Below are 16,833 nucleotides of genomic sequence, written 5' to 3' on the forward strand. Positions count from 1 at the left end.
CGCCTGCGGCCTGGCGCGGGTTCGCCCGGATGAACCGGCGCGGGCTACTTCATCCCCATGCCACCCATACCGCCCATTCCACCCATGCCCGGCGGCATCTTGCCCTGCATGGCTCGCATCATCTTGGCCATGCCGCCCTTGCTCATCTTCTTCATGGTACGGGCCATCTGCTGATGCTGCTTGAGCAAGCGATTCAAATCCTGAACCTGCAAGCCGGCCCCGGCGGCAATTCGCTTCTTGCGTGACCCTTTCAGTATCGCCGGGTACTTGCGTTCCTGCTCGGTCATCGAGTTGACCAGCGCAATCATGTGAATGAACTGCTTGTCGTCGATCTTCTTCTTCATGGCATCGGGCACTTCACCCATGCCAGGCATCTTGTCCATCAGCGCCGCCATGCCGCCCATGTTGGCCATCTGCTCCAGCTGGTCCTTCAGGTCGTTGAGATCGAAGTTCTTGCCCTTGCGCATCTTGTTGGCAAACTTCTCGGCCTTGTCATGATCGACCTTGGCCGTGACCTCTTCCACCAGACTGACGACATCGCCCATGCCCAGGATGCGCGAGGCGATTCGGTCAGGGTGAAAGGTTTCCAGTGCATCGGTCTTTTCACCGGCACCGATGAACTTGATGGGCTTGCCGGTGATGACACGCACCGACAGCGCCGCACCACCACGTGCATCACCGTCTGTCTTGGTCAATACCACACCCGTCAGCGGCAGCGCTTCACCAAAGGCCGCAGCCGTATTGGCGGCGTCCTGACCGGTCATGCTGTCGACCACGAACAGGGTTTCCACCGGCTTGATGGCGCTGTGCAGATCCTGGATTTCGGCCATCATCTCCTGATCGATGGCCAGACGACCAGCTGTATCGACCAGCAGCACATCCACCAGCTGCTTGCGCGCGGCATCCAGAGCGGCACGCGCGATGTCCACCGGCGACTGTTCTATCGAACTGGCGAAGAAGATCGCACCCACTGAATCTGCCAACGTCTCCAGTTGCTTGATGGCCGCCGGTCGGTAGACGTCACAGCTGACCACCATCACCTTCTTCTTGTCGCGCTCCTTGAGCAGACGTGCCAGCTTGCCGACCGTGGTGGTCTTGCCCGCACCCTGCAGGCCTGCCATCAGGACGACGGCGGGTGGCTGCGTGGCCAGATTCAGTGGCTCTGCATTGTCGCCCATGATCGCCACCAGCTCGTCATTGACGACCTTGATGAAGGCTTGCCCCGGCGACAGACTGCCGATGACTTCCTGGCCCATGGCCTTGTCGCGAACCGAGTCGATCAGTTGCTTGACCACCGGCAGCGCCACGTCGGCCTCCAGCAAGGCCAGGCGAACTTCGCGCAGCGTGTCCTTGATATTGTCTTCGGACAGGCGCCCCTGGCCCCGAAGGTTCTTGATCGTACGGCCTAGACGCTCACTGAGATTGTCGAACATGTTCGGTCCTGTCTCGTGTTGGGTGGGTGTCGGTGATCACACGGCAAACGCCGGCCGCCGACAGATTTTCCACAGTATACGGGAGCGCGCGGTGGGCTTTCACGCGTTGGTAATGGTCTTCTGCCTGCGGCCGCCCACCTGTTTGTCCAGTGACACGCGGGATCCGTCATCCGAACCAGCGGAATGTGCCCGGCCATTGCGGTATCGCACACGTTTCGGGCGACCCATCGTCAGACCTTCCATGCAGTTTTCCCGGACAATCTCGCGCTTGAGTACCGTCAGGCTGGCCCCGCGAGGGATATCACCGCTTACGCTCTTGGCATCCTGTCGCGCCGCCTCTTCGGCTTCACGTCGCTCGCGGTCGATCTTGCGGGCGCGCTCCAGCACGGCCAGCGAGAAGCCGACGCGGTAGTCAAAGCTGGCTGACCGACCCGGTGGTACCTCGCCATCGCGCTTGCGCGCCTTCAGCGAGCGCTCCATGACATCGGTCAGGTAGCCATAGGTCAGGGAGGCGACCTCCGCATCGATACTGAACCCGCGGAACTCGATGGTACGTCCCTTGACGCAGATGCAGTCGTGCAGCAAGGCCACCGCGGAGCCCAGCACCCCCACATAACTGGGCACGGCACGAAAGTCCTTGCCGATGGAACTGGCACCGAACTCCGAGGTTTCCAGATCCGCTTCGGTGATGCCGAATTTCGCCATCAGGGACTGACAGCGTCGCATCGCGATCTCGGCCTCATGCGGACTGGATTCGCTCTCGAGGCCCATGGCGTAGAGCTTGCGTATCCGCTCCAGCAGTTTTTCGCGATCAGCTTTTTCCATGCCCGCAGCATACCGGCCCGAGCAGCCTTCTGTGTGACCGGCGGGCCGGAAAGTTACCTGACGAGCGCGTTTTCCAAGGCATACTGGCCCTCGGTGCTGCATGCTATTCTGTACAGGATCTTTCATGCAGGTACACACCTGCCGCATCAAGCCGAGGCTACAGGCAAATTTTCGTGAGCTACATCATTCCATTGATTGCAGTCGCGCTCTACAGCCTTGCCAGCGCACTGCTGACCCGATCACTGGCCCATCAGGCACCCCGATTCGACCAGATGATCATGTCCGGCGGTCCGAACAGCCCTGACAGCACGCATGGGGCTGCGGCTCGCGGGGGTCGACGCCGCAAGACCTTACTGCTGGCAGCCGTTGCCGCGCTGCTGCACGGCTGGCTCGTTTATCGGCAAGCAGGCCTGCCCGGGGCACTGTCCCTGCCGTTACTCACGGCCATTGCCGCCACCACCCTGACCATCGTGTTGCTGCACATCCTGCTATGTCTCCGGCAGCCGGCCGACTACCTGGGTATTGCCGTCTACCCGCTGGCAGCGATTTCCCTGATCAGCAGTCATGCGTCAGCCGGCGGCACCCCCATCGAGGGCAGTGCCGTGCAGATCCATGTCTTCCTGTCGCTGGTATCCTACGCCATGCTTGCCCTGGCGGCCGCGCAGGCCGTTCTGGTGGCCATCCAGATCCGTTTCCTGTCTCGCCACAAACCGGGGGGCTTCATGCGCGCGCTGCCGCCGCTGGATTCCACCGAGGAACTGCTTTTCATCCTGTTCAGTACCGGATTCGTGCTGCTGACACTGAGTCTGGCCAGCGGATTCTTCTTCCTGGAGGACATGTTTGCCCAGCACCTGGTGCACAAAACCGTATTATCTTGCATAGCTTGGGGCATTTTCGGCATATTACTGTTTGGCCGCTGGCAGTTCGGCTGGCGTGGCAAGAAAGCCGTGCACTGGACTCTGGCAGGCTTTGCGACGCTGGTGCTGGCCTACTTCGGCAGTAAAGTGGTGCTGGAGGTCGTGCTGCAATAACCTGCCGGAGTGCCTGCCTTACCGTGTAACAGAGCACTTAGTTGGAATACGAGTATTCAAAACGGCTTACTCGTTGCTATAGTGCAATCATCCACAAGCAAAAGCAGGCCGGTTGTTCTTGAACAGCATACCCATCAGCGCACTGGTATCCATACTGGTCTTGCTGGTAATCATCTCAGGTTTCTTCTCGGGGTCTGAGACGGCACTGATGTCACTCAATCGTTATCGATTGCGTCATCAAGCCAATAACGGGCACAAGGCAGCCCAGCGAACCGCCAAATTGCTGGAAAAACCCGACAGGCTCATCAGCCTCATTCTGCTCGGCAACAACTTCGTCAACATTCTGGCGTCTGCCATTGCCACCGTCATTGCCCTCCGGCTCATGGGCGAAGCCGGCATTGCGGTTGCTACCGGCCTGCTCACCATCATCATTCTGGTGTTTGCCGAAGTCACGCCGAAGACCTTTGCCACCCGGCGCGCGGAAAAATTCGCCTTCATTGCATCGGCCGTCTACGGTCCGCTGATGATCGCCACCTACCCACTGGTTGCCGCGACCAACTGGGTCAGCACCCTGATCCTCAAGCTCCTGAAAACCGATGCTGTCAGCGATGACGAGCACCTGTCCAGCGAGGAACTGCGCACCGTACTCAACGAAACCGCCGGCATGATTCCGCAAAGACACCGGGAAATGCTGGTCAACATCCTCGATCTGGGCACGGTATCGGTCAACGACATCATGGTGCCGCGTAATGAGGTGGTCGGTGTGGATCTGGCGGCCCCCTGGGACGAAGTGCTGCAGCAGCTGAGTGCCAGCACCCACAGCCGTCTGCTCATGTACCGCGAGAGCATCGACAACGTGGTCGGTTTCCTGTACCTGCGCAACCTGCTGGAAGCGGTGCGTACCGGCAAGATCACACGCCAGTATGTCGAAAGTGTCATTCGCGAGCCCTACTTCATTCCCGAAGGCACCACGCTGACGGTACAACTGCTGAATTTTCAGCGCGAAAAGCGCCGCATGGGTCTGGTCGTGGATGAATACGGCGACATCCAGGGCATGCTGACCCTGGAAGACATCCTCGAAGAGATCGTCGGAGAATTCGACAACGACCCGCAAATCTCGCCCCCCGAGATTCGCCCTCAGCCCGACGGCAGCTACATCGTCGATGGCACCGCCCAGGTACGGAATCTGAACCGCTCGCTGAACTGGGCACTGCCATCGGAAGGACCGAAGACGCTCAACGGAATTGTGGTCGAACACTTCGAGAACTTCCCACCGCAAGGTGCGGTGTTCACTCTCAATGGTCACTCGATGACCATTCTCGCCGTAGAGGACAACAAGGTGCAGCAGGTACGCATCGATCCTGCCCTGCAGGATGAGAGCGAAGAGGAAAACCGCAGTTCACGCGCTGCCGCCGGCGACTGATACTCCACGACCCGTCTTGCCCGATGACGGGCTCTCGGGTGGGATCTGCCCCTGCCGACTCATGGCAGACCTGCCTGGTCTTCAATGCTCGAAACCACTGATGCTCAGCGATACCTTTTCCATGGATGCCATCGCCACCATCCGCTCTTGCTACAGCCAGCGCTTCGGCATCCCGAGACAGCCTGGCCTCGTGGACAGCGCCGTGGCAGCCATCGAGTTCGAACCCACCAGGGACAACGAACTGGCACTGCGGGACCTCGGCTCCTTCTCCCATCTGTGGGTGGTGTTCGTCTTTCATGGCCAGAGCTATTCACGATTCAAGCCCCTGGTACAGCCACCGCGACTCGGCGGCAAGAAGACCATGGGGGTCTATGCCACGCGCAGTCCCAATCGACCCAACCCGATCGGGCTGAGCGCCGTGGCCCTGCGCGACGTCAGGTTCGACAAGGATCGGTTTCGTGTCCTGGTGGATGGTGGTGACTTTCTCGATGGCACGCCGGTACTGGATATCAAGCCCTATGTGCCGTTTGTCGATGCCATACCGGACGCCAGGTCCGACTGGGCAACCCAGCTTCAGGATGGCCTCGAGGTTGGCTGGACAGTGCAAGCGCTGCAACGACTGGCCGAGATCGAGCCCGGCTGCGACCTCGTGGCAACCGGCTCACTCGGTCTGCAAAGGCTGATCGAGCAGACATTGGCTCAGGATCCACGTCCGGCCTACGAGCGTGGCAAGGACGGTAAACCCGGGCAACACTGGGGTGTTCTGGTCGGCCCTGTCGACGTGATGTTCGAAGTCAGCCAGGGCCGCGTGATGGTCGTGTCGATCAAACGCTCATGAGTGGAGTATCGGCGATGCTATTTTTCATCGACCACGATGGTATTGCCGCTGTCTCCTGCCAGCAGGCGCACCAGGTGGAAAATTGCCAAGGGGTCTTCACCGTGTTTGGCCACGATCGCTGCAAACGCCTGCTTTGCTGACGGATCATCGGATTCGAGTTTCTCGTAGGCCGCGTTGTACGCCGCCACCACCGAACTGCACATCTGCTCCGGCGCCAGCGGCTCGAACACCTTCAGGCCGGAGGTCTTGCCTTTCAGAATGAGTGTGCCTACCGGACGACCGATGAAGCCGGTGATGCCGTCAACCACCGTGGCGCTGGCGCAGATTCTCGTCCCCAGATGCTTGTTGACCGATTCCAGCCTGGCGGCGGTATTGACCGTATCGCCATACGCGGTGTAATTGAAGAACACTTCGCCCCCGAAATTGCCCACCGTCGCCGCGCCCTTGTGCAGGCCGATTCGCGTGACCCCCAGATGAATGCCCTCTTCCGCCTTCTGCCTGCGGAACGACTCGGAGAAGGCATCGATCTCCAGCGCACAAGCCAGACCACTGGCAGCCTGTTCCGGCTGTTCCACCGGTGCCCCGAAGATGACATGCAAGGCATCGCCGACGATCTTGTCGGTCGTCCCGCCATGACGAAAGACGATCTGCGTCATGTTGTCCAGATACTCGTTCAACAGGGGAACGGTCACGACAGGATCATGTGTCTCCACCAGCGCGGTGAAATCGGCAATATCGGTGAACAGGAAGGTCAGCTCGCGCCGCTCCCCACCCAGACCCAGAAAATCCGGATCGACGACCAGTTGTTCAGCCAGATTGGGGGAAAAGTAACGCGACAGGGTTGCCTTGGCCGTTTCTGCCGCATTTCTCAGGCGGCGCAATTCCTCATCATTGCGATCACTGACACGCAACAGTCGCCGAGTCACCTTGAACAACTTGCAGTATTCATGCAGCAACGATTCGACCATCTGCCGATTGTCCGGATCCTGGTCCGCACCTTTCCTCGCCAGCCACGCATTGGTCGCCGCTATCGTCTGTTCCTCCTGCGTGAAAAGGTCAGCGGTGGACATCACACCACCATTCGTTCGAGTCTGAAATTGACCTCACGCAAATCCTCCCCGAAATCCACACCGAGTTCCTCCATGGTGTCGTCTTCAGGGTCATGGAACCAGTACACGTCCACCCGGCAACCGCGGGATGCCGCCTGATCCAGCTTGTCCATGAGCAACATGATTGCCTTGGCACTGCTGCTGTTGAAATAGATGAGTTCGAAATCGAAGCGACAGTGCGTCGGGGACGCCTGCAGATAGGCATCCAGCGCATCGAACAGGGGGTAGTAGAAACGGGTGACATCCTCCGGATACGACTCGCCGATCAGACGAAATCGGTGCTCCGGAAAATTGAAGGAGACTTGCGGAGTTCTGGTCGTTGCGGGTATCTCGAGTGCATCCATGATGATGGCATCTCTCTCAGATGGTTGCCTTGATGGCAAAGAACGTGTGCTCATCATCCACTTCCTCGAATTCGAATTCAATAGGCCTGGATGTTCGTCGGGCGATCTCCATGAACCCGACTCCGGCCCCTTCCTCCAGCTCCTGCAGATTGCGCAGCTGCGATTTATAGGCAATCTTCAGCTCTTCCGGCGATTTGTTCTGCAAATCCGTCAACCTGGCTCGAATACCGGGTACATCGGCTGCCACAATCAGGTTACCCGAATGAATGATGAAGTCATCACCCACCTGACCGATGGTCAGGATGCCGTAGCGGGAGTGGTCGTCTGCATTTTTCAACGGTTTATCCTGTTCGGCAGAAGCCTGTCGCGCCGAATAGCGGATAATGTTCTGCATCTGCTCGACAAACACGGCAAATATGCTGCGAGTGGTCCTGGTATCGACATCTTCGCTCTCCAGCTTGTTCTTCAGCGCCGAACCGATACCCGTGAGTATGTTTTCGGTGATACAGCCGCAATAGGCGAAGGTAATGCCTTGTGAGTGCAATTGTGACTGCAGCTCATTGAGTTTACTGGCTCTCACTACTGTCTCCCTGGCCGGCACCCTCAGCGGGCAGAGGCACAATGTGCTTCATGCTGCGGCGGATGCATTGAATCCGAGACTATTTAACAGTGTCGTCCACACGTCTACATATGTATCATAGAAATACAGCAATAAAAAACGAATATTACTGCAACCCGAATACCGGGAAATTTCTGGTCGGTACCGGCAACTTGCCAAGCCACCGGCCGGACCGCTTGTTGCATCGGGAGACGTACGTGAACAGGAAAACCGCATGGGCCAGCCTGATCATTCTGCTGTCGGGGCTGATGCTCTCGACAGCTCACGCAGCCAGACTCTCCACCGCACTGCAAGTCGAGCTGCAGACCGCCATGCTGACCTACAACGACTCCATCCTGAGCGACGGCAGCTACCTCTACCTTGACACGCGAACGGATACCATGCGCGTGATATATCCGGCCAATGCCCATCCCTTCATCGTATCGCTGGGGGAGCACTATTTTGTCTGTTCCGAGTTCATCGATGACAACGGGGACTCCATCACGGCCGACTATCTCGTCAGGAAAATCCAGGGTAAATACAAGGTTGTGCAGATGATCATCGACGACAGGGAGTCATTGAGCAAGGCCATGAAAAAGGCGGGCCGTTAATCTGGCACTACCGATGAACCCGTTTGATGCCGCCCTGTCACTGTTCAGGCGACACATATTCTTCAAGTACATCGCGGCCACCCTGATACTCGGCATTCTGGGAAATGCCGTGGTGCTGGTCCTGTACCTGCAATATCGCAAGACCGACCAGAGTGGACAGATTGCCGCAGAGATCGCAACGGTTGCCAATCGCCTGGCCAGGCCCGCATCCGATCTTCTTCGAGCTGGGGACATCCCGAAATCCCGGGAGCTTCTGTCGATCTTTGCCGCCTATCCCTACGTGATCTGCACGGATCTGCGGATCGAGGCCAGCGAAGCACCTGCCGTGTCATGGCCGGTGATCGGCTGTTCACGCATCAGAAAACCGGGCAGAAGCATCGATGTCAGCCTGCCCGGTGTCGGCACGGCGGCCAGCATGCATGTGCGCATCGACCCCGTTGTTCTGACGAACAGGCTGACAAGAGAGTTTGCCGTACTTGCATTGTTGGGAACGATAGGAGGACTGGCACTGACGCTGGCAGGCATTGCCGCCTTTCTGTGGTTCATCAATCGCCCGCTGAAGCTGTTGCTGACTGCCATCGAGCAGTTCGAGCAGGAGGGTGTACCACGACACGCCGACTACCACTCCAACGACGAGATCGGCAAGCTCATCAGCAGTTACAACTCCATGCTGGACCGCGAAACAGAGCGCGTCACCGAAATCCGTGAAGCTCACGAGTCGATCCTCGACAGCGTGAACTACGCGACTCGCATTCAGCGCGGCCTGCTGCCCACCCACAGTCAGCTCTCGGAGGCCTTCGCCGAGCATTCGGTGCTCTGGCAGCCCAGAGACCTTGTCGGAGGTGACATCTACTGGATCAACACCCGCAAACAGGGAACGACCATCGCCATCGTCGACTGTACCGGACATGGTGTGCCCGGTGGGTTCATGAGCATGCTGGCCATTGCCTCTCTGGAAAGAATACTCTCCGAGGATGACAGTCTGTCGCCGGCGGCCATTCTGACGAGACTGAGCGACCTGACCAAGGGTCTGCTGAATCAGTACTCGACCGATGCCCGATCGAACGATGGCATGGATGCGGCCATTTGCATGATCGACAGAGACTCCGGCAGTGGCGTATTCGCAGGTGCACACTTGTCATTGACGATCTGTTCCGAGCAGGGCACCTCCCGCATCAGGGGCGACCGCCTGAGCCTCGGATATGCGGATACGCCCGGCAACCCGCAGTTCCAGGAGACGCGCTTTGCGTTGAGCGCAGACACCAGACTGTTGCTGCATACCGACGGCATCATCGACCAGGTGGGTGGGGCACGCGGGATCGCCTTCGGCTACAAGCGCTTCGCCTCGATTGTCCGGCAACACCGTGCTGACAGCCTGACAACCCTGACCGAGGCACTGGAACGCGAATTTGCCGAATACGCTGCCGGTGAACCAAGACGGGATGATCTTACCGTCCTTGCCTTTCGGCCTGCGCTGTCTGCCGCCAGCGCAGGTGTAGCGGCGCAAGCCACCCTGCCAGCGGAAAATGCCGTCTGACGAGTTCAGGCCGGGCTGGAGTCCTGCCGGCATTCGTGTAGAGTTGTCAGCACTGGGTCTGAAAGATCGCTATCGGAGACGAGACATTTCATGGAAAACCTGCTTACCCTGATCATCTCCTTTGGCATTCTCATGGCCTTCGTGCTCGTGGTGTTCTGCGTGATCAAATGGTGGAACATGCCGGTCATCGGTGTCACTCCCGTGTCGCTGTTCACGTTCATCGCCATTCTGTTCACCTCGGGTCTGGATGTCGGGCTGATCATGTTTCCGCTGGGCGAGTTCCCGATGTATGCCGATACCGCCAGTGCGCCGGAATACGGCTTCACCAATCCGCTGGCCATCGAGTTCGGCTTCTGGGGCTTTCTCATCTGGGCGTTCTACTTTCTCACCAGCTTCTATTTCTGCGTGATCGAACCCAAGGTCAGATTCTTCGAGATTCCGCTGGTGAAGATACTCAACAACATGGTGATCATCGGCACCTGCGCCTTCACCGCCAGCCTTTTTCTGGTCTATCTGCCGTCCTACATCCCGGAAATCGGGGACGGTGAAAGTGTGGTGGCAACCTTCTACGTCATCGTGTTCTGTGTCATTCTGGCGGCCGCCTACTCCAGTACCGATATCCGTTACGTCAGGATTCTCAGTGTCGGCTCCACCGTTCTGTTTGCCGCGCTCATCATTCTGATGTGGGCATCAGGCTCCATCGGACCGGGAGAGCTGGGTGCCAACATCAGCCTGCTGAGTGGCTACTTCACCAATCTGCACAAGTTCATCATTCCGATCAACGCCTATCACGAGTTCTACCTGTTCTGGTGGTTCGCCTGGTCCATCATGATCGGTCAGTTCACTTCCCGATTCGTGGGTGGCATGCGGACACAGTATCTGTTGCTGGCATTGCTGGTCATTCCGTCCATTCCACTGGGTATCTGGTTCTCCATTCTGTACCACTTCAGTGCCAACGAGATCGATACCACCGGTCTTCTGAACGCGGCGATGATCATCGTGGGCATCACCTTCGTGATCAACTCGCTTGACAGTCTGATCCGGCTCTACTCCGACAATCTGTCCATCACCACGCAACGCTTCGGCAAACTGCCGTATATTGCCGGCAATGTGGTGGTGCTGTTCGGCCTGACGCTGCTCTTCCAGAGCCAGTGGCTGCAGATCCAGTGGATCGGCGCCGTGGTTGTCGGCATCTATCTGGCCTGCGTGATTTTCATCGTTGTCACGAAGCGCCGGGAGGTCCTGTCATTGACATCCTCGCCACCCGAAAATACCCTCGACTTCACCAGAATCGATACCGTTCACTAACACGCCACAAGGACGTGTCGGGGAGCACCGGATAGATACCGAGCCCGGACCCGGTCCGGCTCCTCGTCACTGATTACCGACAGGATTGATGTCCCATGACCGACAAGCAAGCAAGCAACACGGAACAGCCGAGTCCCGAGGCAGTTCTCCAACAGATGAACGACGTCGCGCAGCAGAGTCAGCGCGCCCTGCAGGCGTTCTGGGAGCGCCAGGCCAAGGAGTCTGCCTCCGGTGGCTTCTCGCTGATGGATGCCAGCTCCATCAGCAACGCCTTCGCCGACTGGTCATTCAAGCTGATGCAGGACCCGGCAAAACTGGTCGAGGCGCAGTTCAGCTACTGGCAGGAACAGATGAAGGTGTGGCAGAGCTTTGCCACACGCGCCACCGGTGGTGAAGCAGCACCCGGTGCACAACCGGAGCCCGGTGATCGGCGATTCAAGGACCCGGCCTGGAACGAGGACATGGTCTGCGATTACATGAAGCAGTCCTATCTGGTTTCCGCCAAGTGGCTGCAGGGGCTGGCACACAATACCGGCGATCTCGACCCGAAAGAACAGGAGCGGGTGGACTTCTACACCCGGCAGTTCATCTCGGCCCTGTCACCTTCGAACTTTGCCCTGACCAACCCGGCAGTGCTGAAGAAGGCTCGGGAGACCGGTGGCCAGAGCCTGGTCGAAGGGCTCAAGCACATGCTGAGCGACCTCGAGAAGGGCCGGGGACAGCTCAAGATCAGCATGACCAATGAAGACGCCTTCGAAGTGGGCACCAATGTGGCCACCACACCGGGCGAGGTGATCTTCCAGAACGAGCTGATGCAGCTGATTCAGTACACCCCGACCACGGACAAGGTGTACAAGCGCCCACTGCTGCTGGTGCCACCCTGGATCAACAAGTTCTACATCCTGGACCTGCAGCCCAAGAACAGTTTCATCAAGCATGCCGTTGATCAAGGGCACACCGTGTTCGTCGTGTCGTGGATCAATCCTGACGAGACACTGGCGCACAAGAGTTTCGATGACTACATGAAGGACGGTCCACTGGCCGCGCTGGATGCCATCGAGGCAGCCACCGACGAGAAGAGTGTCAACATACTGGGGTTCTGCATCGGCGGCATCCTGGTCAGCTCCACCCTGGCCTATCTGGCGGCGCAGGGACAGGCAAGTCGCGTCGCCTCGGCAACCTTTCTCACCTCCCTGTTCGACTTCAAGGAAACCGGCGAAGTCTCGGTATTCATCGACGATGACCAGGTTGCCCAGATCGAGAAGCATGTGACGGAGAAGGGCTATCTGGAAGGCACACACATGGCCAACATGTTCTCGATGATGCGTGAGAACGATCTCATCTGGTCGTTTGTCGTCAACAACTACCTGCTGGGACGTGAGCCCATGGCCTTCGACCTGTTGTACTGGAATGGCGACTCCACTCGCCTGCCGGCCACCATGCTGCTGTTCTATCTGCGGCAGATCTACCAGCAGAACCTGCTGCGCGAACCCGGTGGCATCAGCATGGCCGGCACGCCCATCGATCTGCGCTCGGTGGAGACGCCCACGTATTTCATGGCGGCCAAGGAAGACCACATTGCCCCCTGGCAGAGTTGCTACCCCGGCACACAATTGCTCTCCGGCAAGAACCGCTTCGTGCTGGCGGCTTCAGGGCACATCGCCGGGGTGGTCAATCCCCCGGCTGCCAGGAAGTACGGCCACTGGACCAATACCAGCCTGCCCGATGACCCGAACCAATGGCTGGAGAACGCCGATTGGCATGAAGGTTCCTGGTGGACAGACTGGTACCGCTGGCTGTCTCGCAAGAGCGGCGCCAAGGTGGCCGCCCGGACACCGGGTGACGGCAAGCTCAAGCCGATTGAAAGTGCACCCGGTAGTTATGTGCGAATCCGCGCCAGCGAGTAGACGCTGACAGACAGCCGCGCTTTCGCCAGCCGCTGGTATCAGCGGCTGTACGGCATCACTTCTTCCACTTCCAGCTTGTAGCCGGCTTCAGCCAGATCGCTGTTGACGGTCACGGCACGCAGAACCCCTACGGCCCAGATCGGGTCGTAGGGACTGTTCAGCTCGATCGGTGTCCCCGAATCGGCATAGACGACCTGATTGGCCGGTGGTGGAGGCGTATGAATGCAGGCTCCCATGTAGGGCACCAGCAGGAACTCGCTCATTTTCAACTGCCCATCGAAGTCCAGCGGCGTGACATAGGCTGGCAACTTGACGCGCTTGCCGTCGAGCGATTCGACCACCGGCGCGTATTCGAACTCGGCCTGCAGCTGTGCCAGGCGAGCGTTCGATTCATCACTGCCATCGAGCAGTTTGTCGATTTCTTCCTGAGTCATCGTGTTGAACGGGTTCTCCGGCTGCTGGAAATCAGCCGGTATCAGGTCATCCCAGTTCAGCTCGACGAGTTCGACGTCCTCCTGCTCGCTGGAAGATGACCACCAGCCCGATTGCACGGCAGCGGCGTAGATCGAGACGCTGACGGTAGCGGAGAGCAAGGCAATTTTCAGTAGTTTCATGGGATTCGTTTCCTTGTCAGAGTCGAGGAAGTTCTGTCATGCGCATCGGTCAGAGCCGTTGCGCCATACCGTCGGCCAGAGATTTGCGATAGGCACTGAGTGCCGGCAACAAGCCGGCCAGCAATCCGGCGGCGACGATCGACACCAGGATCAGCCAATCGCTCTTTCCCGGTAGCGCCAGCGCCACACTGATGCCGTAATGGTGCTGCAACCACTGTCCGCCGATCAGCGTCAGCAGATAATGCAGTGCCAGGCCCAGCACCACGCCGACAATCGTCAGCAGGGTGGACTCGATGCACAACAGCAGAAACACATGCAGGGGTCTGGCGCCTGCCGAGCGCAGGATGGCCATCTCCCGGCGACGCTCGTTGAGACCGGCCAGCAGCACACTGACCAGATTGATCAGGCCGCAGACCACGACGCTGACCGAGACGATGAAAAGGGCGCTTTCTGCCACACCGACCAGTCCCCACAATTCCTGCAGGGCAACACCGGGAAGAATGGCCAGCAAGGGTTCTTCGGCATAGGTATTGATGGCTCGCTGTTCACGGAATACGGTACCACGCGACTTCAACCCGATCAGCAACGCGGTTACGGCGGTGGGTTCGAGGTCCATGCCGCGAATGGTCTCGGCACTGGTCCCTTCCCCGCGCACCTTGGCACCGCTTTGCCAGTCCACATGCATGGCCTCGATACCTTCCAGGCTGACATGCACGGCTCGATCTACCGGTGTTCCGGTACGTGCCAGTATACCGCTGACCGTGAAGGGCTGTTGATCATGTTCCACCAGGCCCACGTTGCCGGTGCCGTGCGCCACGACGATCGATTGTCCCAGGGTATAACCGAGTTGCTCGGCGACTTCGCTGCCGATGACGGTATCGAAGACATCCTCGAACTGCCGGCCTTCTGCCAGAACCAGCGAGCGATCATTGCCATAACGAAAATGCTCGAAGAAGCCGTTGTCGGTGCCGACCACCCGAAAGCCCATGTGCGAATCGCCCAGTGACAGGGGCACCATCCAGTCAACGGCAGGACGCTGTGCAATATCCTGAACACTCTCCCAGCTGATGTTGTTGGTGGCATTGCCGATGCGGAAAACCGAGTACAGCAGCAGCTGCACGGCACCGCTGCGAGCTCCCACGATCAGATCGGTACCGGATACCGTCTGGGTGAAACTCGAACGTGCGTCCCGGCGTATCTTCTCGACCGTGAGGATCAGCGCCACGCTCATGACGATGGCCAGTATTGCCAGCAAGGCTGTCGGCCAGCGATTTCGCAGACTCTTCCAGGCGATGGCAAACATGTCAGCCGGCCTCCTGCAGATACTCTGACTCGATTGCCGACCCGGCCGAATTGATCTGCGCCAGATCGATCTGCCGATCAAAGCCACTGGCCAGGGTCTCGTCATGACTGACGAACAGCAGACTGGAGCCTGCCGCCGCCACTTCATCGAACAGCAGACGGATGAAGGCCTGCTGGGCATCACGATCCAGCGCCGAAGTCGGCTCATCGGCAATGATCAGTGATGGACGTCCGATCAGTGCCCGTGCAACCGCTACCCGTTGCTGTTGCCCGACACTGAGTTGCATGACCGGACGCTCGAGAATGTCGCCCGGCAAATGCATGCGCTGCAGCAGTCGCTCGGTCTCCAGCCGCAAGGATGCGCCGGCCTGCAAGGCCTGCGTTCGCCGGCGCCGGGAAAACCGGCACGGCAGCTGAACGTTTTCCGCCACACTCAGAAACGGCAACAGGTTGAACTGCTGGAAGACCAGGCCCAGATGATCGGCCCGAAAGCGGTCCCGGTGACGCCCCTGCAGCGAGCGCAGATCGACACCATCCACACGAATATGCCCTTGCTGGGGCAGGATGACCGCCGACACCAGGCTCAGCAGCGTCGTTTTTCCCGAGCCCGAAGGTCCGCGCAGGAACACACGCTCACCCGCCGCGATGGCAAAGTGATCAATGGCAATGACCGGCTGCTTCTGGCGAGGCCAGGTGAAACTCACCTGGCCCATTTCCAGAATCGCCGAGCGGCTGGCTCGAGATTCATTCATGTCGAATACTCAGTACGGGCACTGATACCGGACCAGGCCTACAAAAGCGAACCTACATCCAGGCTTGCACTACCAGCAGTCAACTCGACAGCGCCCTGACCGGCTGGCCCGATCAGCTGCACATCGATTTCCTCCATACCCGACCAGATGTCGAACAGCTTGACGGTCACCGTTTCCAGTTCGGCCATCTGCGCGCAGTCGAACACGTAATTGACGAGCACCGCGGAATGCGACTCGGCTTCATCGTGATCGTGCTCTTCGTGCTCTTCGTGCTCTTCGTGCTCGTCGTGCTCGTCGTGCTCGTCGTGCTCTTCGTGCTCTTCGTGCTCTTCGTGCTCTTCGTGCTCTTCATGGTGCTCGCCATCAGCTGCCATCGATGACTCTATATCGGCCGCGGCAAGAACACATTCGGCACCGCTGAAGACAAATAGTTCATCCGCCCGCTCCAGTTGATGCAGGGCCTCATCGACAGCCGAATGCTGCGCGTCGGTTGAGGGCTGGTGTTCGAAGCCCACCAGATTGTTCCAGGGTGACTCCAGTTCGATGAACAGCTGTTGACCGTCCAGCGCGATGTTGAGCTTCGCGCCGCCATGGACATGGCTGTCGAGGTCACGCTCCGTGGCCGCGTAAACCGCAGATAGTGATGAACTCAGATACAGTGCCGCTGCCGGCAAGGCGATGATTTTCATTGAGAATTTTCCTGTAGACAAGATTGACACGACACCGGCCGGTATCGTGTGGTAACGACTGTCGGGGTCAGGAAAAAGCGGGTGGTCCACGAATGGCATTGTGCTCGGGAAGCTGCAGCAGTCGTGCCGGAGGCGGCAACTCCTGCTGCCGGAATGCGATGGGTGTCACGCCACTGGATACGGCAGAACCGATGGCGGCGCAATGTGAACCTGCATAGACATGATAGATGACACAGGAGCGATCCAGCGACGCCTGACTCTGGCTGGCATCAGGCGAGGATGAACTCCGTTTGCCATGCTCATGCAGAGCCCGGTGTTCAGCCTCCGTCATACCAGCCGGATGGGCTGGCCACGCAGACGCGTGTGCCGATGTCATGGCCACCCCGGGGTGCACAACGTGCACATGCCCGGCCATGTGGACAGACGACACGATCTGACTGAACAGAATCGCAGCCGCTATCAGCAGATGAATGGAACGGGAAGTGTGCATCCGCGCAGTATAGGCCAATGCA

At 58.9% G+C, this 16,833-nt stretch carries 17 protein-coding genes; 7 read left to right on the forward strand and 10 right to left on the reverse strand.

From position 1 onward, the window contains the following. Positions 1 to 44: 44 nt before the first annotated feature. On the reverse strand, positions 45 to 1,433 hold the full coding sequence (gene ffh / locus ACUNV4_RS12490) for a signal recognition particle protein (RefSeq protein WP_430878890.1): 1,389 nt from the start codon (positions 1,431 to 1,433) through the stop codon (positions 45 to 47). Positions 1,434 to 1,532: 99 nt separating this feature from the next. Continuing rightward, positions 1,533 to 2,258: a DUF2786 domain-containing protein gene (locus tag ACUNV4_RS12495; protein WP_430878891.1), complete on the reverse strand. Its 726-nt coding sequence runs from the start codon at positions 2,256 to 2,258 to the stop codon at positions 1,533 to 1,535. A gap of 173 nt (positions 2,259 to 2,431) precedes the next feature. On the opposite strand from ACUNV4_RS12495, the gene ACUNV4_RS12500 reads away from it, so the two are divergent. From ACUNV4_RS12500 to tsaA, 3 genes are all read left to right on the forward strand, one after another. Then, a complete protein-coding gene (locus ACUNV4_RS12500; RefSeq protein WP_430878892.1) occupies positions 2,432 to 3,289 on the forward strand; it encodes a cytochrome C assembly family protein in 858 nt (285 codons plus the stop codon). A 118-nt stretch (positions 3,290 to 3,407) separates the two neighbouring features. Beyond that, entirely contained in the window at positions 3,408 to 4,712 is a 1,305-nt protein-coding gene (locus ACUNV4_RS12505; RefSeq protein WP_430878893.1) for an HlyC/CorC family transporter, read from the forward strand. Positions 4,713 to 4,773: 61 nt separating this feature from the next. After that, on the forward strand, positions 4,774 to 5,550 hold the full coding sequence (gene tsaA, locus ACUNV4_RS12510) for a tRNA (N6-threonylcarbamoyladenosine(37)-N6)-methyltransferase TrmO (RefSeq protein ID WP_430878894.1): 777 nt from the start codon (positions 4,774 to 4,776) through the stop codon (positions 5,548 to 5,550). Positions 5,551 to 5,567: 17 nt separating this feature from the next. On the opposite strand, the gene ACUNV4_RS12515 is transcribed toward tsaA, so the two are convergent. From ACUNV4_RS12515 to ACUNV4_RS12525, 3 genes are read right to left on the reverse strand one after another with little or no spacing between them, the layout of a single operon-like run. Beyond that, entirely contained in the window at positions 5,568 to 6,620 is a 1,053-nt protein-coding gene (locus ACUNV4_RS12515; protein ID WP_430878895.1) for an adenylate/guanylate cyclase domain-containing protein, read from the reverse strand. Beyond that, on the reverse strand, positions 6,620 to 7,057 hold the full coding sequence (locus ACUNV4_RS12520; protein WP_430878896.1) for a DUF1987 domain-containing protein: 438 nt from the start codon (positions 7,055 to 7,057) through the stop codon (positions 6,620 to 6,622). Before ACUNV4_RS12520 ends, ACUNV4_RS12515 begins: the two co-directional genes overlap by 1 nt. Next, complete coding sequence (locus tag ACUNV4_RS12525) at positions 7,020 to 7,583, reverse strand: SiaB family protein kinase (protein WP_430878897.1); 564 nt, start codon at positions 7,581 to 7,583, stop codon at positions 7,020 to 7,022. The genes ACUNV4_RS12520 and ACUNV4_RS12525 overlap by 38 nt, the downstream gene beginning before the upstream one ends. A 236-nt stretch (positions 7,584 to 7,819) precedes the next feature. Here ACUNV4_RS12525 and ACUNV4_RS12530 point away from each other — a divergent pair, with 236 nt between their 5' ends. The 4 genes from ACUNV4_RS12530 (at position 7,820) to phaC (ending at position 12,964) form a co-directional block, all read left to right on the forward strand. Then, entirely contained in the window at positions 7,820 to 8,212 is a 393-nt protein-coding gene (locus tag ACUNV4_RS12530; protein ID WP_430878898.1) for a hypothetical protein, read from the forward strand. Positions 8,213 to 8,225: 13 nt separating this feature from the next. Next, positions 8,226 to 9,749 carry a SpoIIE family protein phosphatase gene (locus ACUNV4_RS12535; protein WP_430878899.1) on the forward strand — a complete coding sequence of 508 codons (1,524 nt, stop codon included), beginning with the start codon at positions 8,226 to 8,228 and terminating at the stop codon, positions 9,747 to 9,749. 90 nt (positions 9,750 to 9,839) lie between these two features. Then, positions 9,840 to 11,057, forward strand: a complete 1,218-nt coding sequence (locus tag ACUNV4_RS12540; RefSeq protein ID WP_430878900.1) for a hypothetical protein — start codon at positions 9,840 to 9,842, stop codon at positions 11,055 to 11,057. Positions 11,058 to 11,152: 95 nt separating this feature from the next. Further along, positions 11,153 to 12,964: a class I poly(R)-hydroxyalkanoic acid synthase gene (phaC, locus tag ACUNV4_RS12545; RefSeq protein ID WP_430878901.1), complete on the forward strand. Its 1,812-nt coding sequence runs from the start codon at positions 11,153 to 11,155 to the stop codon at positions 12,962 to 12,964. A gap of 38 nt (positions 12,965 to 13,002) precedes the next feature. Here the strand turns inward: phaC and ACUNV4_RS12550 are convergent, their stop codons facing one another. From ACUNV4_RS12550 to ACUNV4_RS12570, 5 genes are all read right to left on the reverse strand, one after another. Further along, the gene (locus ACUNV4_RS12550) at positions 13,003 to 13,578 is read right to left on the reverse strand and encodes a DUF3299 domain-containing protein (RefSeq protein WP_430878902.1); all 576 of its coding nucleotides are present in this window, start codon (positions 13,576 to 13,578) and stop codon (positions 13,003 to 13,005) included. Positions 13,579 to 13,627: 49 nt separating this feature from the next. Further along, positions 13,628 to 14,881, reverse strand: coding sequence for an ABC transporter permease (locus ACUNV4_RS12555; RefSeq protein ID WP_430878903.1), 1,254 nt, complete (start codon positions 14,879 to 14,881; stop codon positions 13,628 to 13,630). Position 14,882: 1 nt separating this feature from the next. After that, on the reverse strand, positions 14,883 to 15,632 hold the full coding sequence (locus ACUNV4_RS12560) for an ABC transporter ATP-binding protein (protein ID WP_430878904.1): 750 nt from the start codon (positions 15,630 to 15,632) through the stop codon (positions 14,883 to 14,885). Positions 15,633 to 15,670: 38 nt separating this feature from the next. Beyond that, entirely contained in the window at positions 15,671 to 16,321 is a 651-nt protein-coding gene (locus ACUNV4_RS12565; RefSeq protein ID WP_430878905.1) for a DUF2796 domain-containing protein, read from the reverse strand. A 67-nt stretch (positions 16,322 to 16,388) separates the two neighbouring features. Next, a complete protein-coding gene (locus ACUNV4_RS12570) occupies positions 16,389 to 16,811 on the reverse strand; it encodes a hypothetical protein (protein WP_430878906.1) in 423 nt (140 codons plus the stop codon). Positions 16,812 to 16,833 lie beyond the last annotated feature (22 nt).

Source organism: Granulosicoccus sp. 3-233 (assembly GCF_052681095.1).